The sequence below is a fragment of the Ignavibacteriales bacterium genome (assembly GCA_016709155.1).
Lineage (GTDB): Bacteria > Bacteroidota > Ignavibacteria > Ignavibacteriales > Ignavibacteriaceae > JADJEI01.
The window spans coordinates 1-18967 of the sequence record JADJEI010000004.1; the positions used below are offsets into that span (position 1 = coordinate 1).

Sequence of the window (18967 nt, forward strand, 5' to 3'; positions counted from 1 at the left end):
TTGATTAAATGGATCCTATCATTTCACTTACTGCTAATTGTTGAATGAACTCTGCCGTTCCATCAGGTGAATTGTCATCAACTATCAGTATATCCGGATTTGCGGTGCGAAACTTAATAAATCCGGAATAAGCTTTGTTATATTATCAAGCTCATTAAATGTCGGGACGATTATTAGCGTTTTATTTTCAGTCATATTTTTTTAATTAATAATTGCTATTGACCTTTACCAGACAAAACTACAAAATTGTTCTAAGCAGGATTTTCAAATCCATTCTTTAACGACTATATGTTTTCAATGTAAAAAGATCGTACCTTAATTTTATTTTAACGTCTTCAATTGATTCATCATATTTATGCTTAACCTGCGCCCAGCCTGTTATTCCGGGTCTAACTTTTAATCGCCTTTTATAATAAGGAATTTCCTTCGATAATTGTTCAACAAAGAAGCTCTTTCGGGACGCGGACCAACAATGCCTCATTTCACCTTTGAGAACATTGAACATCTGTGGTATTTCATCAATGCGAACTTTGCGAATAAATCTGCCAACACTTGTAATTCGTGGATCATCTTTTTGTGACCAGACAGACCAGTATCTCTTTCGGCATCTTTTTCATCGAACGATTTCAGAATCCGGAAAACTTTTCCGTTCTGCCCAATTCTTTCCTGCTTAAAAAATATACTTCCTTCGCTGTCTATTTTTATTGCGATAGCAGAAAGTAAACAAATTGGAAAAGTTATAATCAAAATCAGTAATGAAGCAATTATATCAATAAGCCTCTTAAGTCTTTTTCCCACTCCGGCATTAGCTCCGGCATAATGTCTATCAACGGCATACCATAAAGCTGAGAACTTCTCGCCTGCCCGCTAAGGATTTCAAGATCAGGAACTATTTTCAGACCCACCCCTTTATTTTCACTTAGCGAAATTACTTCCACAAGTAAATCGGATTTTCTTTATCGAGCGCAATTATCACTTCTTTAATATTTTCTCATCAATAAATTTAGGAAGATCAGCTGTCGCCTGATTACAGGAATATTCCGAAACTCCTTTTCAATGTTTTCATCAGAACAGCATAAGCAACAACATCAAGTCCTAAGGCTTTGTGTTCAATAATCTGATTATGAACTTCAAAAGCTCTATCATTAAAACCAACTATCAAAGTAGTTTTCTACCAAAACATGAATGATTAATCTTCTTTGAAATGCACGAATTAAAAGTCTGCCAGCTCCGACGAAGAAAGAAATAATCCCTAATAAATAAAAATTAATATTCTGGAAGAACTCGCAACATTGTGTGAATAATCATCAATAAAAATGAGGAAGAACAAAACAAAAATTCCTACAAAAGAAGCTTTGAAGAGAGTGGACAATTCATCAAATCTTGAAGAAGCAAACCATGTGCGGTACATACCGACAAAAGTGAAAATCAAAAGCCAGTAAAAATAAACCACAAACATCGGCAGGAAAAATTCCGGCATAGTAAGTAAATCGAACCACCCGGACTGAACACGAAAATAAAAAAAGACATACCACGCAAGATTTATGGAAAGAAAATCTATGAGAAGGATCAATATTTTTTCGAAGGATTTGGACATCATCATTTTATGATCTCGGAGTAGGCTCCCAAATTGATTTATGAGCCTTTATCACATATTTATAAAGCCCAACTACGAGTGCCACATTTGTAATAAGGAAATAATATGTCATCGAAAAAAGCGTGATCTTCAAGTTCACTTTGTTTAGTATAAATCCTATCACCGCGAAAAGTAAAACAATAATTGCATAAAAAGTAAAATCTTAAAAATTGATGCGGATTGCAAGAGAAATATATTCAATATGAAAAGAAGAATAAATAATATTGGAGAAAACCACCTGATAATTTTGTGAGACCAAAGCCCGTAGCTTACTAAAATCCTTGAAGAAAAAATTAAAGATTTGACGCACTTTAGCGTCTCTAAATTACTCGGCATGATGCGAACCTTTCTATCAAACTCCGATTTAACTTTAAGAGAAAGTGTTTCCACTGCCTCAGCTTCCGTAGTATAAACAAAATCCTTACCCATCTCTAAAATTTTCAAAGACAGATACAAATCATCAACCACAGGTTCATTTTCAGGCATAGGTGTGAAGAGATTTCTTTTTATACTGTAAATTCCACCGTTTGCTCCAATAAGAACGCCTAATTTCCCTTCATCATTTTTTATCCAGGACTCGTAATCCCAATATTTTTTTTTCCTGATTCCCGGTTTCGAAATTATCTAAACCTTCAATAAGTTTGAAGCCTCCCACAAACGCCGCCTACTCTGGAGTCTGCGTAATATTTAACCAGGTTTTTAAAACATCTTTATTGTAAATAGTATTGGAGTCACAAAAGACCAATATCTCATTCTTTGCAAGTTTTACGATATCATTGAGTACAAATTTTTTCCCTCTTCTTTTATCAAAAAAAACATAATTAAGATTATTGTGCATCACCCCGATTTTTTTTAGTATCTCATTTGTATCGTCTGTTGAATTATCCGAGCCAACTATTATTTCCAATTTATCAGGAGGATACTCAGACGCAAATAAATTAAGAATAGTTTTCTCAAGTACCATTGCCTCATTGTAAGCAGAAATTAATATTGATATTTGTGGTTTAAAAGCATTATTAGTTTTATAATTTTTATGATAAAAGAGAGCTAATAATTTAATTGATACGGGATATAAAACGTAAGTATGCAGAATAAGGAAGATGCAGATAGAAAATATGATAATAAGAATATTCATTTTAATAAATTTTGAACCAGACAATTATTGAAGAAATAAAACCATCTTAGAGTCAAATCCTTCGCCAATATTAAAATTATATTTTTCATTGCATTACTTTGATCTTCAGCATCCCCAGACTTAAAGTAGACTCCAGAATTTGTTTCTTGTACAATTCTTTTTATTGGAATAGCATCTGAGACAATAACTGGTTTTGCCATATACATATACTCAAAAGTTTATGTGGTATAGTAGTGATATCAAAGTCGTTATTCTTCTGTGGTATCATACATATTTTGTTTTTCAATAAACTTTGGAATTAAACTATGACAGCCATTTCATAAAAGTTATGGATTTAATTAAACCTATTTTTTAAGTATAATCTATTAAATAGTTACGATAAACTCCATCACCAATAATTAACATTTGTGCGTCAATTCCAAATTTTGGAAATACTTGACCGAATTTATAGCGGTCAATAAATCTCTGTCTGGACTGATGGTCCCTGTATAAAGAATGACTGGCTTATCGTCAAAGCTATAACCAAGAATTTCTGTTGAGGTATCATTTGAGATGAAGTTTTCATAATCAATAGTGTTTGAGACTACAAATACTTTTTGCGGGATTATATCCACTTTTAATTAATCGTTCCCGACCTTCCTCGATTACTACTATTACTCTATCCGCAAATTTCAAACACAAGTGTTCCAATACTTTTCAGATGATGATTCTTAAATATGTAATTTATTAAGCCTTTCTTTTGAAAATATTTCAATGCTTCGGGATAATTTTCGTGCATATCATAAATAATAGGCAACCGGAAAAAAAATTAATCATCAAAGCCAATGGCACCATCGGTAAATCGTGAGCATGAATAATTTTCGGCTTAATCCTAATGACAGTGAGAATACTTAAGAACATATCTAGGATTAAGAAAAAAGGGAAATTAAAAATTTTATTTAAAACGATAGGAACTAAAAAGTGCTTTTACCCTCTCAATTCTGCAATAAGGAAAATCTGGAGATTTTTTTTTATCATATTGATTGCAAATAATTGTAATCTCATATCCATTTTCTGATAGAGTCTTAATTTCTTTTCAATTCTGATATCCGGTGGAAAGACCGTTTGAGAAAGCATCAGGATATTTTTCTAGTATTCCAAGCTCCTGCCGATTCATCTCGTTTTTAAATTGATTAGATGGATAATAAAAAAGGTTTTCTAAATTACTCATAGCGCGAATAAGTATTCTTTTATCCAGCCGTACCAAGGCAAATAAAAAAAATATGGGAATACGGATTAACATTCCCAAATAATGTGCAAATACAGCTAAGGAAAATTTCACGCCTTTAAAATGTTTCTGATAATATTTGATTGTTGCAACCGATTCGTTTCTATATCTCCTAAATAAATTGTTATTTGCGGTCCCACCTTTCAAATGAATGATAGCTGTATCGGGCAGATAGTAAATATTTCCTCCTCTTTTTCGATATCTATAACATAGGTCAGTCTCCTCATTATAGAATGTAAATCTTTCATCAAAACCACCAATATTTATTAATTCTGAACGTGCTGCAAACAAAAAGGCACCTATTACTACTTCAACTTCAGTAGTTTGGTTTAAACCTCTATTCATCTGGTAATACTTATTAAAAAAACGTGATTTGGGAAATAACAAGTATAAGAACGAATTAGAAGTAACCACATTGTTTAATGTCGGAAAATCGTAAACTGAAAACTGAATTGAACCATCTGGATTTAATAACTTACATCCAACAGCTATATGGTCATCCTTTTCCTCAGCGAAGTTTAATACCTTCCTGATTGAATTTTCAAAAAAAACAGTGTCATTATTTAAAAATAAAATATATTTACCTCTCGATATTGCTAAAGCCTGATTATTTGCGGCCCCGAATCCTCTATTCAATTCATTTCGAATCAAAATAGTTTTCTCGAACTGGCTCAAAACCGTTCCAATGTCTCCAGCTGTCGAATTATTATCCACAATAATTAATTCGAATGATACATCTTTAGTAAATTCAAATAATGTCGAAAGACACTTCTCTAGAAGTTTAAAGTTGTTGTGATTCACAATTATTACAGAAACGTCTACACCTTTATGTAAATGCCTATCCATAAATTATTTAATAATCCCTTTTTCTAGTCTTTGATATGCTCGATAACCCCGCAAGGCATATTTAATTTTTTGAATTTTATTGTCCTCATAAAAAAGTATTTTAATCAAATGTTTAAAATAGTTCGAGTATTCTTTCATAAAAAATTCAGGATAATCTTTTTTAAATTCGTCGCGCAGGTAAAGCAAATTGCGGATTTTATAATACCACCTTACCGGTGCATGATTAAAAAAGTAAAATGTTCTTCCAAACAATTTTCTTCTCTCAAGGTTTCCTTCGTTATGAATAAGCCTGGCGTCATCAACTTTCATTACTTTATATCCCAGCTTGTTCAACCTGAAACCATATTCGATATCAACATAATCAATAAAAAAATCAGCTCTGAAATCACCAGCGTTTTGAAATATCTGAAGATTTAAAAGATTTCCTGATGTCTTTTGAAATAATGACTCGGCAAAATCTTCGTTAGTGTATTTTTCAGTTTCAAATCTATTTACAAAATATGGAGCAATAATGCCGATTAATTTTAATTCCTCATCATTAAAATTTTTCAGCATTTGATTTACCATTCCCTCTGTTGGAAAGCTGTCCTGATCCATTGTTAAAAGAAAATCGTAACCTTCTTCTATTGCATAGTGAGCACAAATATTCAACGCTTCACCTACTCCGAGATTGGTTCCTTTACTTAAATATTTAATGTTGGATTTATTGATCAGATCAGTAATAAAATCATTGGCTATATTATCGGAATTATCAAACAAGTAAATTTTTGAAACTTGTTTCTCCATTGCCTCTAAATTTTTAAAGAAGCTTTCATCCGGATTAAATAAGATAATTGCTGCAGCGATTAACATCTAAATTTAATCCTTATTATTACCATTTTTTATTTCTAGTTCATCAATAAACCGTTTCCCAATATTTAGCTCGGAATAATCAGGAGGAATAATGAAGGGTTTAGATTCGAGGTTTATGAAATCAAGGAATGCGTTCACTTGCGAGCTGTAATCATAACCTGGAAATTCTACTAGAAATACCTGAGGAAGATTAAGACAGAGATTCCACACAGCACTCTCGCGTGGAGTAATTGCAAGGATTGGTTTACCGGAAGGAATATATTCAAATGCTTTTGCCGGTATTGCCGCTTTTGATACAGCAAGTAGTAGTAGTCCATCTGAATTATCAATTTCTTCAAACAATAATGTTCTAGTCACTGGTTCTTTAACATACACATTGATATTAGCTCTCCGAAGAGCTTCATCTCTTCTTTTCAAAGCAGAAAAATCATCATTAGTAAGTACACCGAATATTTTTATTTCAAGGCAATTTTCATTTTTAATTGAGGATTTTATCAAAGGATCTAAAAGAGATTCGATCGAATTTACATTTCTGGAAGCTCTGAATCTCCCGGCATACAGTAACGTTTTTCTACTGCGGGCAGGTTTATTACTATTTAATTTAAATGAGTAAGTCGGATATGCATTTGTAATCACGCTAATTTTAGGAGCACAGGTTTTATATCTATTGATCAATTGCTTTTTCCACTCATCCGATGTTACAAAAATCTTAAATGCAGACCGAAGTGTTATGCTTTCAAATTTTTCTTCGATATTTTTTTTAAACCCTGAAGTCCTTAATGCAAGCTTCAATGGCTCATCAATCCATCCATCTCGCATATCAATTACCAATTTTAAATTAAATTTTTTTGCCAGTAAATAAGAAGCTAAATGAATAGATTCAGGTGGACTTGACGAAATAATAATGTCAGCATTCTTACAAACGTTTTTGACCATCGTTTTTTTTGTTAACCAAAAAGACCAGACAAAGTCATTATCAAAATAATAAACTATTTTTTTAATAAAATTTCTTAAGCTGAATCTCTTTTCAACCACCTTGCTAGGCTGAGTGATAGGAGCAGTTTGATTTTTTGTAAAACTTCTTAGTGGATCGCGAATTTCCAGTTCATTCCATTTTCCCCCTTTAACGAATCTATCTTCCCAACCTGACCAAATAATCGTTACAGAACTATTTTCCGTACTCAAGCATCTTGACATCCTCTCGACTCGATATCGACCAACATGGTCATTTTTTCCCCAATATGGAGCAATAAAAATTATCTTAGGTTTGATATCTGAATACATTAGAATATTTCTAGTTTATAAATTGAAATGTCTTTAACCTAAACTTCAAGATTATTCAATCTTTCTAACTGTCTTTTTATCAAATAGTCATTTGCGTAAGCGTAGGTTTCACAATATTTCTTTGCCTTTTGCAAATTACCTCTGGACTCAAAATATAATGAAGCAAACCAATACCAAAATATTTTAGGGGGAATTTGTTTGGTAGGAAAATACTTCTTAATTATTAATCTTAATGCAGAATATACAACTCTTGGTATAATCATATTTAATAAAATTTTCAATTTCAACCTGCCAAAAGTATTTCTATTCAATTCCTCCAAAAATTTCCTGGCGTTTTTTTCTTTTACTAATAAACTTTCGGAACGAGAAAGTTCTGTATCCTGAAATTCTTTATTCTCATTGGATGCGGATCTATAATAGATACCCAGTATTTGCGGAATTCTACGCAGTTTATATTTTTGAGAGTCTCTAAATTCAAACTCACTATCACCCGATACTTCATAATTTTCATCAAACCAAATGTTATCATTAAAATGTATTGATGCTCTCCACATTGGTTGAGATCCTACAATATTTCTCCAAAGTAATCTGGTTGGAGAAAAATCTAATTTGTAATAAGTTTTTAAGGATTTAACATCTCTAAACGATGCATCAGGATCAGAAGTTATAAATTGATCGGCATAAACTAAGCCAACACTGTTATGACTTTCAAATTTTCTGCTAAGATTTCCAAAGCATCTCTTCTAAGCAAATCATCAGTATTCGCATTTGTTATATACTTACCTTTTGCAATTCTAATTGCTCTGTTCCAGGCTTTGTAAATTGTCTCTCTTTTTCTGTTGTAATGTAGTGTATGTTGTTATATAATTTGCAGTAGTTCAGTATGATGCTTTCCTCATTTTGCTTGGAGCCGCTGTTTACAACAATAATTTCAATTTTATCAATAATACTCTGCTGTAACAAGTCTAATAATTTTCTTTCAATAAACTTTTCAGAATTATAAGTAGAGACTATTATTGAGATATAAGGATTCTTTATCATTTCGGGTTAATAACACATTCTTAGTAATCGTATTTTTTTAATAGTCGCCAAACTCAGATTTTCAATTCTTTCTACCCTTCCTTTTTTAAGAACTATTTTCCATTCACCAAGAACATTCGTTAATTCTGACATTTGAGCATTCTAAAAAAGTTATACTGTATAAATTAAATTAGCAAACTTGCATTTAAGTATTTATAGTGTGTAGACTACCCATTTATGTTGGCTATTCGGAGAGATGCGAACATGAACATTATTTAATTCCTGACTATTTATTTAACAGCAGCTTATGTAATATTAATTTTAAAATGAATATTAATTGTATTACGCATCTTAAAAAATAAATTTTGTCCCGTGAGTAAAGATTTTTATTCCTTCCATTATTCTAAAATAACAATTTTTATCTGCTTTATTGTGCTTAAGGAGAATAATAATGTAATTGATTATTTTGAAATGAAAATGGAAATAACAGAAAAAATGACATGCAAATCATACAATTAAGTATATGTTAATCTTTAATAAATATGGCATCGACATATAAAATTTTACCGGTCTTAGGATCTTTAACCTGATCAAAGTTACCTTGAAAGTTAAAATTCATTTCACTAAGAAATCTATAAATCTCGTCAAAATTTGTTTGATTTTCATAAAACTTTACAAAAGAAATTTCTAGGATAATGACATCAATTTTTTTTAAAGAAATTATAGCTCCTTTCAACACATTTAACTCGAATCCTTGCACATCAATTTTTAATAATATTTTCCTAGTCCAATTGATCTCATTTTCAAAACTATCCAATTCTCTGACTTCAATTTTTTCAGTAATTTCATTTTTTGTATGGGGAAATATATTTTTATGCAATTCTTCCATTCTTAATAAGGAAGAACTAGGAGAAAATTCATTATGATAAATAAAACTTGTAGCTGTGCTGTTTCCTAAAGCACTATTGAAACATTTAATATTTTCGATATGCTTGGTATTTTCGATTAGATTTTTATAGCAATCGCCCAATGGTTCAAATGCATAAATATTAACATTACCCAAAATTTTAGAAATCATTTTAGTAAAATTACCCACATTTGCCCCAACGTCCAGCACAGTCTTTATTCCCATTTTCTGTAACCAGATGAATTTACCGGCTATAATATTATTTTCCAGTGTATGAATTTTGGAAATTTGATAGCCTCTGTATCTAAGAAAATCACTAAGTTTTCTTTTTAAAATTGGAATGATCATTTTATATAGTTGCTCCCTACGATTATTGTGAAGATATCATTAAAAGGAATTACTCCCGATAAACCACTTAGAAAAAGAAGAGACATATTTGCATTGAAATTATTTTTATAATATTTAAAGATGTTAGAAGCAATAAAATACCTAATAAAAAAGGGTGGTTCTTCTTAATCACCAGAATGATTGAACGTTATCTTATATAAGTGTCGCATTATGTTTATTATTATCGCTACTAATATGGGAACTATGAATTAGTAATTCATTAGCGAATGCCCACAGTTAACAGTGAAAATAATTTCAAACTATATTTTCGAATATTGGAATAGAAAATGATAATATTGCATAAACTTAATAATGTTACAGGTATGACAAAATCAACATTGGCGAAATTAATAGTACACACAGCAGTTAGTAGAGAAAACACGAGCAACAACAACTTTATCACTTCAGCCTCCATCAGGAATTTTGTAATAGAATAACCTGTCTCGGCTTTAAGTTTGATCAACATTAAGACATTTACAATCATCGTAGTTACAAAATACCCAAGCAACCCCATATTGTTTTTAAATATTAAAAATCCTAAAATAATCCGAATACAACGATTATGAGATTAATCAACTGAATCATGGCTAGGAAGTAAACTCTTCCGTCCCCATAAAAAATTATAAATTGAAAATCCGAATTTGTTAATTGATTCAGACAAAGAAAGTATTAGGAAAAAAATTACCGCTTCATCAAACCCAAACCATAATTTAATGAACAATGTAAATCCGATGCTCATTACTCCATACATTAATCCTGCATAAGTAATACCTAATTTGGAAAGCTTCGAGCCCTCGATGTTTAAGAATAGATTTACTTCTTCCTTAGTTTTTAATGCACTGGCTTTCGGAAGTACGGTGCGGAATGTTGTATTGAATAATCCCGTTACACCGGTAGAAAATCGTTGTGCTATTTCATAATATGAAATAGAATTTATACTGTAAAAGTGGCCAAGTGAATATTTAATTATCGGGTCTATCATATTTCCAAAAATAGATGCACCTTGAATTCCGATACTAAACGAAGTCATTTGTTTCGCAAGACCAAAACTGAAATTATCAAATGACAAAGTTTTCAACGATTTGAACTTATTAAATTTAAATACTAAAATAAAAAAATCAACAGAGATGAAAGTGAGTATAATAGGGATAAATAAATTAAGCTTAATTTAAGCAGATATACTATAACAACTGAAATGAAAATGGATAGACTGAGAATTATACTTAGTTTACTAGTAAAGACAAATTCACTATACCCTTCAAAAATTGACCTGAAGAAAGTACTAATGTAACGGAAATAAAATCCTGCTCCTAAAATCAGGAAAAAAGTATTAGCATTATCTCGAAAATCAGGACGAATCAGTTTTTCATCGTTGAGATAGAAATATTCAGCCACCAAAACGATTATAATAAATATTAAAAATCCAAAAACAATAAACAATAAAAATGAAGTTGCAATTACACTATTAATCTTTTTTGTCAGGATCATTCTTAAATTCAGCAATATATTTTATTAATGCTGTCCCATAACCAAGATCAATCACTTTCCCAAATCCCCACAAAGAACTTAATAAAATCCATCCTCCGAAAATTTGCTCACCATATTGGGACAGATTTAATTTAAGTGTAATTAAAGAAATTATCAGCCCTATTAAGTATTGTAAGGCAAGCCAGAGAGAATTTCTTTTGTTTTTATTCATGGGAAAATTGTAAACCTCATTCGAGATGGTAGATTTAAGACATTTTAGATTTTAACAATTTCCTATTAGAAATATTCAAACCTAAAACTATCCCCCACAAAATTATTCCGTGATCCCATAACCAAGCGTCGGTCATGAACATTGAAATAACAATATATACTTGCGCCCAATTTAATAGCAAGGTTGTAATTTTCTCGTTCCTGTTAGAAGAATAACTCATCGACTCAAAAGATAACCTGATTATATAGAAAAGTAGGATTATGAACCCGATCAATCCTACAATTCCGGTTCTGTTAAGACAGCAAGAAATGCAATATGGGGATACCTTCCTTCCACATATTCTTCAAATATGAATTGAGGAAGTTTATTATATTTTTCACTAATGTAAGGAAATGCATAAATTCCCACTCCAAAAATTGGATTGTGTGAGAAAGCATTGACCGCAGTTGACCAAATAAAAATTCTTGAAATAATTGAGCTAGTTGCCGCACCTTCTTCATCAAGTATTTGCTGGTTGGATTGTGCTAGCTCCTCCGTCCTTTGAGATATTTCAGGATTGATTGTTTTTAAAGATATGTAAATACCTCCAACTAAAAAGATCGAAGACAATAAAATTATTATCAAATATCTTTTATTAAGGTTAAAATAATCCGATTTTTTTATTAGGTATAGAAGAAGCAGAGTAAAGGTTAATATGATCGAGATGAAAGCATTCCTAGTTTGAGTGAATAAAGACGCGACTATCAAAATCAGAGTCAGCAGAGTATAAAAAATTTTATTCTGGGATGATGCGAATAATAAAATAATAATTGATAATATGATACCGATTCCAACATAATCTACATACATCACTCCCGCAAATCCGAATTCTCGTGAACCTGAAATGACCCCGTTTAAGATCAAAAAAACTCCGTTGATTAGAACCATTCCAAGGTAAAAGACAAGATACTTTTTGAATTGAACCTGATCACTGTGTGCTGCAATTGTGAGTAAAACGAGAATGAAAAAGATAAATAAGTTAAATGTTTCCTTAATAGACTCCCATGGTACTTGATTATTAATATATGATGGAATAGTCAAAATAAAATAGATTAATAGTGGAGCAACTATCGAACTTCGAAAATCATTGATCGAAATATTTTTAAATGTGATGATAAAGGATAATAAAAGCACCACTGGCAAGTAAGAAACCCAACTAAAACCGAATAGATATTCTTTAATGAAGAGAAGGATTATGATTAATAAGTATAGAAATTCGAATCTTAGAGTTAAAAATAGAACGATAGGAATACTTAAAATAAAAATAATTTTGGTTGGATTGCTTCCTATTGCTCCAAATAAAATAACAAGAGGAAACATTAAAAATAATATAACGACTAATTCAGTTTTGAAATTAGAAAAATTCAAGATATAACTTTTTACTATTCCCAATTTGGAATGCTAATTATTTCTCACGGTTAAATCTAAATAGCTCATTTCGAAGAATAATTAACTTATTGTTATTTGTATTTTTGAGAAGGTCTAGAATAAACCTGAAAATAGAAATAACGAAAACAATAAATACAGTAATTAATAATGTGAATATAGTTCTGGGAGGATAGCTTTTCTTTTCCGGAAATGAGGGTGAATCAATAACGCGAAGAATCGGAACAGACTTAATCTCTTCAAATCTTGCCTGCTCTAATAACGGAATAATAAACTGCAACATGGCAGTATTAATTTCTACATCTCTGAGAAATCTTAAGTAGGTTTTTGCATTTTTAGGTAAAGATTTTATCGGAAGAAAATAGAATTATCTTTATCTGAGGAAATAAGTTTTTCATACTCATTCCTATATTCATTTAATGAAGTTTCTGCTGTTAAAACTAAGGGTGAGTCTTTGCCCAATAAATTTTTAAGAATCGTGTACTCTGTTTCTTTAGTACTTAATTCCGCTTCAAGTTTAGAATAGTTCTCTATGATAGATTTTGTTTGATTTGTGACTTCAAGAAATCTACTACTTTCCTGAAATGCCTGTAACGTATTCTCGGAAGAAGCCAGTTTTTCTTGAATTTCTGAATATCGTGCTTCCAGAAATATTCTGTTTTCACGTGATTTTGCACTGTTCAATCTGATAACAGACTCATTAACCTCCTTAGTTATGAAATCAACAATCTCCATTGCAAGTTTGGCATCGCCGGCACGAACAGTGATCTGATAAGCTCCTTCTTCTGTTACCTCAGTTGTAATACTTGATCCTAAGATTTTAATAGCTTCTTCTTTACTTTCCAAATCATAATAATTTAGTAATTTAAAATTATCAATTACTTTTCAAGGTTTGTACGACTAAATATTATTGTGGTAAAAAAGATTGTAACTCTCAATCGAACTCATACCAGACAAACCAAAACCAGCAAAAGGTAAGTTAGAAATACTGCTGGCAATTGAAGAAAGCGGATTTGTTTGTGAATTCTCAACTGCAATAATTTTTGCTGTAGAATCATACTGCGGTGGAATGAAAAAAAATTAATGAATAGACAGATAGAAGAATAAGAAAGAAAGAAACCAAATAAAATTTTTTATTTCTATAAACTAAAATTAAATAGTCTAATAGTTCAATACCCTAATTTTCAGCCATCTTTTTAATGATTTTTATTTAATAATTTAAAAACTTTAATAAATAATAATAGTGATACGTATTGATATGTTAAAAATTAAAAAATCAGACTTAAATAAATAAGCTAATTTTCAATTTTAAAGGTTTATGGTGCATAAACCTGCAATAATTGATTTGACTTTATAAATATTTTTATTATTTTTAACCATTAAATATAAACAAAGAAAAGATTTTTTATAGTTCATTTGCTACTGGTCCTAAATAATTTTTATTTATTTAACAGAGTAGCAAAAGTTACGCCGATTTAGGGAACTTCTCTGGTCGGTTTTTTAATTTTATGGAACATCAATATTTAACAAGGAGTCAAAATAGGAAAATTCGATACTAACTTTTAGACATTCGCAATAATTTAAACGAAAGGAATGAAGCGATGAAAGAAATAAGAGCAAAAATCGAGAATCCTCTATCGGAGCTTATTAGCGACGATATTTTTGAACTCCTTAGCTCACGGATTGATTGATGAAAAATCCGTTCGTGATTATCAAATCAGAAAAAATTTAAGGTCTTCGCGCCAGTAAGATTTGTGCAGGGGATGCAATTGAAGCTTCAAGGAAGAATATCCTTACCTGCAATTTGATACGATAAGAAAAATCGTCTATCAAATAAATAAATAATTTAATCTTGATGAATAAACTTCATCAAGAAATTTTAGATGACTCTTTCAGAGGGTTCTCCCCTACCCTTTGAATTTTATGAGTCGAGCCCGGTGTTTCCCGACAGCGGGCTTTATCTATTTTTTAAGGAGTAATATGGCAAGCAAATAAAGAAGAAAATTCAAAAACGAATTAACGTTTCACCTTTTCATATTTATTTTAAAAAACAAATTACCTATTAATTGCGCCCGGCTCTATTTTGCTCTTACTTGGTTATTATGTAATGGGCAGCGGAGAATGGGACAGCAGTTCATCTCTGATTTTATCTCCGGTAATATTAATAGCAGCTTATGTTATTATTTTCCCATTATCTCTTTTCTTTAAAAAGAAGAAAGAGGAAATCAAAAGTGAATAAATAAATACTCAATCGCTTCACTAATCTAATCTATTCAATTGAGTAAATTAAGCTTTGAAGAATTAACTAACCTTTACACACTCCTTCCGTTGATGGAATCGATCCTGCTAAGATTCGTAACTTGTTAGCAAGATTCAAATCAACTGCGAGTATCTTATCCCAAAATAATAATACTACTCTTATCGAAGCTGAAGGAATTAGTACCACCCTTGCATCCAAAATTCAGAAGGCAGCCAGAAATAGAAATGAAATAAAAATTGAAGTAGAAAAAGAATTAACTCTCCTTCAAAAAAATTAATGAGAATTATCACCGTATGGGATGAAGATTATCCGGATTTGCTTAAAAAAAATTTATGACCCTCCGCTGCTTTTATATTATAAAGGGGAATTATTCAGAATCAGATAATTATTGCATCGCCATTGGGGAACACGGGGACCAACAAACTATGGAAAAGTTCGCCGAAAATCGTTTCTGAATTAGCTGCACAGGGAATTACAATTGTTAGCGGTCTTGCAAGGGAGTAGATTTAATCGCTCATAGAGCAGCTTTAAAAATGGTGGAAGAACAATCTCAGTTATCGGATCAGGATTAGATGTTATCTATCCACCGGAAAATAAAAAATTATTTGATGAAATAGCTGAGAAAGGATTAATCATCTCTGAATACATACTCAAGACGAAACCTGACGCACAAAATTTTCCCAGACGAAATAGAATTATTTCGGGATTAAGTCTTGGTTGTGTGATAATTGAAAGCGGCGCAGAAGGCGGGGCGATGCAAACTGCCCGATTTGCTCTTGATCAAAACCGGGAGGTTTTTGCCGTACCAGTAATCTTGGGATCCGTCAATCTGAAGGTACGAACTTGCTGATTCAAAGGGAGAGGCAAAGTTGATTCGCACAAGCGAGGACATCTTATTTGAATTAGAGTTGAAACTGAAAACCAGTCATCGGAAAAAATATTCCTAAACCACATGTTGACTTAAATATTTTGAGGAGAAAATTCTTTCCGTTATTTCCGAAAGTGCTGTCCAGATTGATAAAATTGCAGAGCTTACAAAATTTCAACATCGGATTGTCTCGTTCACTTACTATCTCTTGAATTTAAGGGGATGGCAAAACAGCTTCCCGGCAAAATGTTCAGTGCATTATAATTTTTTTTTCTGTAAATAAAATTCTGCCTGATCACCCTCTCCCGATTTGTTTAATTCCACAGTCTGCTTTTCAAAATCTTAAATCTCATTAGTCGAGAAAATGGATTTGTCTGGATTGACATAAAAAGATCTATCATCTATTAAAGGAATATTTCTTGAATACTGTTCCTCCCCAAAGCTGCCAGCTTCGCGAATCGTAGGTGATCGTTTTAATTTAAAATCCTGAAGCCAAGCTAATTTTCGATCGACTTTTTTGTATGCAAATACAAATGCCTTGGCGCATCCAGCGAACCCAGTTGCTTTTATAATGTCTGAATGCATAAGAATCACACACAGGAATTCTTAATAATAAAAATTTGTTTCTTTTAAAAGTGCGTGTGATTTTCTTCATTATTTTCAGAGCTTTTGGATGTGTTCAAATGAATGGTTAAACATAATAAAATCGAATTCGCTGTTTTAAATTAAAAAAATCTTGTTTTAAAATTTTTAAACCGTTGGGATATATAATTGTTTGCTCCATAAAAGGATCTATCCCAAGTAAGTTTTCTGAAACCGGATTCTTTCATTTTGTGAAGCAATATCCCCGTCCGCAAACCGACATCAAGTATAAAATCTTTCAGTTCAACACTTGCTCTTTTGAGTCTTGAAACATAAGTTGGAATCCCAAACTTCTTCAACAATATATTTCCTATAAAAGACGATTCACCCATTGCTGCTCTGTCACGATAATAATTTAGTCGCGCTTTTAATTTGCTTTCATGTTTCTGTAAGTAAGTAAAATAATTTGCGGTGATAGTGTTTGGAATAATCAGATGGGGGGTTGAGAATCTGAAGACAGCCGCACGAACTGCATTGAAGGTATTCAAACACTTCGCGCGTTCCGGAAAGACCATCTCGCGAACTTTTAAAATATTATTATCAGTTGAGTTGCCGCAAATTTCGCGTTTAAATCTACGATAGACTTTTTCTAGTACTTTTTCTTTTTCTTCCAGAGAAATTTTAGCCACTCCTTTATTTTTTCTCCTGCCCGTTTCGGTTGGAAAATAAAATTGCTTACCGTCTAATTCATTCGGAAAATAATTTTCCTCCACAAAATGATTTTCATAATTGTGAGCATATTTATAATCTTTTCCATAAGAAAGAGCTTTCATCAACTTTGTCGGTGCATTCCGCAGATGAAGAGGAACAGGATATAAATTACGATTTCGAACTTCAGCCAAAGCCCCTTCAATCGCTTGATAAGAAGAATTACTTCGGTGATGAAGCTAAGTCAACACACTGTGCTAAAATTATTCTTGCTTCGGGCAAACCGATTTTTCAACTGCACTGAAAGCCGCTTCTGCAAGAACAAGAGCATTGGGAGAGGCATTTCCAATATCTTCTGATGCAAGTACAATCATTCTTCTTGCGATGAATAATGGGTCTTCCCCACCCTCAAGCATTCGTGCCATCCAATAAATTGCTGCATCGGGATCGCTGCCTCTGATACTTTTTATGAACGCTGAAATAATATTGTAATGTTCTTCGCCGGATTTATCATAAAATATATTTTTTTTCTGAACTACATTTTCCAATACTTCTTTGGAAATTTTAATTTGATCAGAATTCATTTCCTGAATGAATGCAGCCTCCAGAATAGTAAGCATTGATCTTGCATCGCCGCCGGAAAGATATATTAAAAATTCAGTGTCCATCTCTTCAATTTTAAATTGGGAAAGAAACTCATCTTTGTTAACTGCGTTTTCTAATATTTGAGTGAGTTCCTCTTTGCTCAAATCATTTAGGACAAAGACCCTTGCACGTGAACGTAAAGCAGGAATAACTTCGAAGGATGGGTTTTCGGTTGTTGCACCAATAGTTTTTTCCCCGAACCCGGAGGACCCAAAGATGAACGAACCAAGAGTATCATTCTCTATCATCAATCGAATAGGCTTCCCCACCCCTAAAATTTCTTTCTGCCCCTATAAAATCTTCTATGATTTTGGGCGAACCCCTCTTTCGGCAAGCGGAGTTTGAGGGATTTCTATTTTATTCATTAAAATGTTTATTTTCAATCACTTCAATTTTAGTTTCACCGGGGCGAATCATATCATATTTTTCGCGGGCTATCTTTTCAATTTTGAAGCGCCTCCTTCTTATTGAATCAATTTGATCTCCAAGTTTTTTATTTTCCTGCTGAAGATTTTCAGTTCGGGCATTTAATTCATCAATTTCATTGCTTTCAGCTTTTGATAACGATAGAAACCAAAATCATTAAAAAGAAGATAGAACAGACCTACGATTATGATAACACCAAAAAAATAATACTTAGTCTTCTTGTCAATATTTTTCATTATCGTAATCCAAGCCTTCATTTTTTTTCTACAAGCTGTTCAAAAGATATTCCTACCACCTTCGCCCATTTAGGAACAAGGCTCGTTGCCGTTATCCTGGGAAGTGTGCTTATTTCAAGACAGTATATTTTATTTTGTTCGTTCATTCGGGAAATCTACACGTGCATAGCCCTCGCAGCGGAGTGCTTTAAAGCAATGCCTGCGCTTTTGAGCTTCGCTGTAATTCTTCTGAAACTTTTTGCTGGCACTACCATTCCGTTAACCCTTTTTGTATTTGACTCGTAATCGTAAAATCCACTTTTGGGTTTTATTTCCAGAGGGGGAGTGCCTACAACACTCAAGAATTGCAACAGTTAATTCTCTGCCGGAGATATACTCTTCGATTAAAACATTATTCGCATATTCAAATGCGGTTTTTATTGATTCAGGAAGTCCTACTTTCTCTTTGAGAGATAGCCAATCCAAACTGTTGAACCTGATCATTTGGTTTTACAACAACAGGAAACCAAATTCAGCTTCAACTTTTCAAAAACACTTGAATATTATAAGAAGGTCGCTCAATCAAAAACCTTTGGGAGTTTCGACACCATATTCTTTGAAAAGAATTTTGACATCGCCTTATCCATTGCTACAGCGCTTGAAAGTGCTTTACCGCGCATGTACTTTATCCCCGTAATTCCAATAATGATTGTATTGAACCATCCTCCCCCACTTACCATCTTAATGTTAAAATGCAAGTTCAACATCATCAAACAAAGAACTGTTTACTGTTTCAATAAAGTTT

The 18967-nt window shown here is 32.1% G+C and carries 28 protein-coding genes and 2 pseudogenes; 5 read left to right on the forward strand and 25 right to left on the reverse strand.

Going from position 1 to position 18967, the window contains the following annotated elements; genetic code table 11:
* Positions 1-277: 277 nt before the first annotated feature.
* The 14 genes from IPH11_10140 to IPH11_10205 all read right to left on the reverse strand — a co-directional run bounded on the left by IPH11_10140 (position 278) and on the right by IPH11_10205 (position 9295).
* On the reverse strand, positions 278-559 hold the full coding sequence (locus IPH11_10140) for a sugar transferase (protein MBK6913988.1): 282 nt from the start codon (positions 557-559) through the stop codon (positions 278-280).
* The gene (locus tag IPH11_10145) at positions 478-747 is read right to left on the reverse strand and encodes a sugar transferase (protein MBK6913989.1); all 270 of its coding nucleotides are present in this window, start codon (positions 745-747) and stop codon (positions 478-480) included. The genes IPH11_10140 and IPH11_10145 overlap by 82 nt, the downstream gene beginning before the upstream one ends.
* A 17-nt stretch (positions 748-764) precedes the next feature.
* Entirely contained in the window at positions 765-938 is a 174-nt protein-coding gene (locus IPH11_10150) for a hypothetical protein (protein ID MBK6913990.1), read from the reverse strand.
* 314 nt (positions 939-1252) lie between these two features.
* Positions 1253-1597: a hypothetical protein gene (locus tag IPH11_10155; GenBank protein ID MBK6913991.1), complete on the reverse strand. Its 345-nt coding sequence runs from the start codon at positions 1595-1597 to the stop codon at positions 1253-1255.
* A 703-nt stretch (positions 1598-2300) separates the two neighbouring features.
* The gene (locus IPH11_10160; protein ID MBK6913992.1) at positions 2301-2771 is read right to left on the reverse strand and encodes a glycosyltransferase; all 471 of its coding nucleotides are present in this window, start codon (positions 2769-2771) and stop codon (positions 2301-2303) included.
* Positions 2768-2971 carry a hypothetical protein gene (locus IPH11_10165; protein MBK6913993.1) on the reverse strand — a complete coding sequence of 68 codons (204 nt, stop codon included), beginning with the start codon at positions 2969-2971 and terminating at the stop codon, positions 2768-2770. Before IPH11_10165 ends, IPH11_10160 begins: the two co-directional genes overlap by 4 nt.
* A 198-nt stretch (positions 2972-3169) precedes the next feature.
* Positions 3170-3385 carry a hypothetical protein gene (locus IPH11_10170; protein ID MBK6913994.1) on the reverse strand — a complete coding sequence of 72 codons (216 nt, stop codon included), beginning with the start codon at positions 3383-3385 and terminating at the stop codon, positions 3170-3172.
* Positions 3386-3846: 461 nt separating this feature from the next.
* On the reverse strand, positions 3847-4884 hold the full coding sequence (locus tag IPH11_10175) for a glycosyltransferase family 2 protein (GenBank protein ID MBK6913995.1): 1038 nt from the start codon (positions 4882-4884) through the stop codon (positions 3847-3849).
* A 3-nt stretch (positions 4885-4887) separates the two neighbouring features.
* Positions 4888-5736 carry a glycosyltransferase gene (locus IPH11_10180; GenBank protein ID MBK6913996.1) on the reverse strand — a complete coding sequence of 283 codons (849 nt, stop codon included), beginning with the start codon at positions 5734-5736 and terminating at the stop codon, positions 4888-4890.
* 6 nt (positions 5737-5742) lie between these two features.
* Positions 5743-7020: a hypothetical protein gene (locus IPH11_10185; protein MBK6913997.1), complete on the reverse strand. Its 1278-nt coding sequence runs from the start codon at positions 7018-7020 to the stop codon at positions 5743-5745.
* A 38-nt stretch (positions 7021-7058) separates the two neighbouring features.
* A complete protein-coding gene (locus IPH11_10190) occupies positions 7059-7574 on the reverse strand; it encodes a hypothetical protein (protein MBK6913998.1) in 516 nt (171 codons plus the stop codon).
* A 131-nt stretch (positions 7575-7705) separates the two neighbouring features.
* Entirely contained in the window at positions 7706-7843 is a 138-nt protein-coding gene (locus IPH11_10195; protein MBK6913999.1) for a glycosyltransferase family 2 protein, read from the reverse strand.
* On the reverse strand, positions 7792-8061 hold the full coding sequence (locus tag IPH11_10200) for a glycosyltransferase (protein ID MBK6914000.1): 270 nt from the start codon (positions 8059-8061) through the stop codon (positions 7792-7794). The genes IPH11_10195 and IPH11_10200 overlap by 52 nt, the downstream gene beginning before the upstream one ends.
* A 505-nt stretch (positions 8062-8566) precedes the next feature.
* Positions 8567-9295: an FkbM family methyltransferase gene (locus IPH11_10205; protein ID MBK6914001.1), complete on the reverse strand. Its 729-nt coding sequence runs from the start codon at positions 9293-9295 to the stop codon at positions 8567-8569.
* A 326-nt stretch (positions 9296-9621) separates the two neighbouring features.
* Between IPH11_10205 and IPH11_10210 the strand changes: the two genes are divergently transcribed.
* Positions 9622-9771, forward strand: coding sequence for a hypothetical protein (locus IPH11_10210; protein MBK6914002.1), 150 nt, complete (start codon positions 9622-9624; stop codon positions 9769-9771).
* A 131-nt stretch (positions 9772-9902) separates the two neighbouring features.
* Here the strand turns inward: IPH11_10210 and IPH11_10215 are convergent, their stop codons facing one another.
* The 4 genes from IPH11_10215 to IPH11_10230 form a co-directional block, all read right to left on the reverse strand.
* A complete protein-coding gene (locus IPH11_10215) occupies positions 9903-10412 on the reverse strand; it encodes a hypothetical protein (protein MBK6914003.1) in 510 nt (169 codons plus the stop codon).
* Positions 10413-10799: 387 nt separating this feature from the next.
* On the reverse strand, positions 10800-11033 hold the full coding sequence (locus IPH11_10220; GenBank protein ID MBK6914004.1) for a hypothetical protein: 234 nt from the start codon (positions 11031-11033) through the stop codon (positions 10800-10802).
* Positions 11034-11309: 276 nt separating this feature from the next.
* Complete coding sequence (locus IPH11_10225; protein MBK6914005.1) at positions 11310-12440, reverse strand: O-antigen ligase family protein; 1131 nt, start codon at positions 12438-12440, stop codon at positions 11310-11312.
* A 366-nt stretch (positions 12441-12806) separates the two neighbouring features.
* Positions 12807-13304 carry a hypothetical protein gene (locus tag IPH11_10230; protein ID MBK6914006.1) on the reverse strand — a complete coding sequence of 166 codons (498 nt, stop codon included), beginning with the start codon at positions 13302-13304 and terminating at the stop codon, positions 12807-12809.
* A gap of 755 nt (positions 13305-14059) precedes the next feature.
* Here IPH11_10230 and IPH11_10235 point away from each other — a divergent pair.
* The 4 genes and pseudogenes from IPH11_10235 (at position 14060) to IPH11_10250 (ending at position 15568) form a co-directional block, all read left to right on the forward strand.
* A pseudogene (locus IPH11_10235) lies at positions 14060-14303 on the forward strand (hypothetical protein).
* A gap of 238 nt (positions 14304-14541) precedes the next feature.
* Positions 14542-14697, forward strand: a complete 156-nt coding sequence (locus tag IPH11_10240; protein ID MBK6914007.1) for a hypothetical protein — start codon at positions 14542-14544, stop codon at positions 14695-14697.
* Between the two features lie 121 nt (positions 14698-14818).
* Positions 14819-14995, forward strand: a complete 177-nt coding sequence (locus tag IPH11_10245) for a hypothetical protein (protein ID MBK6914008.1) — start codon at positions 14819-14821, stop codon at positions 14993-14995.
* A 270-nt stretch (positions 14996-15265) separates the two neighbouring features.
* Positions 15266-15568 (forward strand): DNA-processing protein DprA, encoded by a 303-nt coding sequence (locus tag IPH11_10250; GenBank protein MBK6914009.1) that lies wholly within the window; start codon positions 15266-15268, stop codon positions 15566-15568.
* A 360-nt stretch (positions 15569-15928) separates the two neighbouring features.
* Here the strand turns inward: IPH11_10250 and IPH11_10255 are convergent, their stop codons facing one another.
* From IPH11_10255 to IPH11_10285, 7 genes and pseudogenes are all read right to left on the reverse strand, one after another.
* The gene (locus IPH11_10255) at positions 15929-16171 is read right to left on the reverse strand and encodes a hypothetical protein (protein MBK6914010.1); all 243 of its coding nucleotides are present in this window, start codon (positions 16169-16171) and stop codon (positions 15929-15931) included.
* 140 nt (positions 16172-16311) lie between these two features.
* On the reverse strand, positions 16312-16857 hold the full coding sequence (locus IPH11_10260; GenBank protein MBK6914011.1) for a hypothetical protein: 546 nt from the start codon (positions 16855-16857) through the stop codon (positions 16312-16314).
* A pseudogene (locus IPH11_10265) lies at positions 16818-17886 on the reverse strand (replication-associated recombination protein A). Before IPH11_10265 ends, IPH11_10260 begins: the two are co-directional and overlap by 40 nt.
* Positions 17879-18061: a septum formation initiator family protein gene (locus IPH11_10270; protein ID MBK6914012.1), complete on the reverse strand. Its 183-nt coding sequence runs from the start codon at positions 18059-18061 to the stop codon at positions 17879-17881. Before IPH11_10270 ends, IPH11_10265 begins: the two are co-directional and overlap by 8 nt.
* Before the next feature lie 139 nt (positions 18062-18200).
* Complete coding sequence (locus IPH11_10275; GenBank protein MBK6914013.1) at positions 18201-18329, reverse strand: hypothetical protein; 129 nt, start codon at positions 18327-18329, stop codon at positions 18201-18203.
* Positions 18330-18441: 112 nt separating this feature from the next.
* On the reverse strand, positions 18442-18666 hold the full coding sequence (locus IPH11_10280) for a hypothetical protein (GenBank protein MBK6914014.1): 225 nt from the start codon (positions 18664-18666) through the stop codon (positions 18442-18444).
* A 74-nt stretch (positions 18667-18740) separates the two neighbouring features.
* Positions 18741-18929, reverse strand: coding sequence for a hypothetical protein (locus IPH11_10285; GenBank protein MBK6914015.1), 189 nt, complete (start codon positions 18927-18929; stop codon positions 18741-18743).
* Positions 18930-18967: the final 38 nt, after the last annotated feature.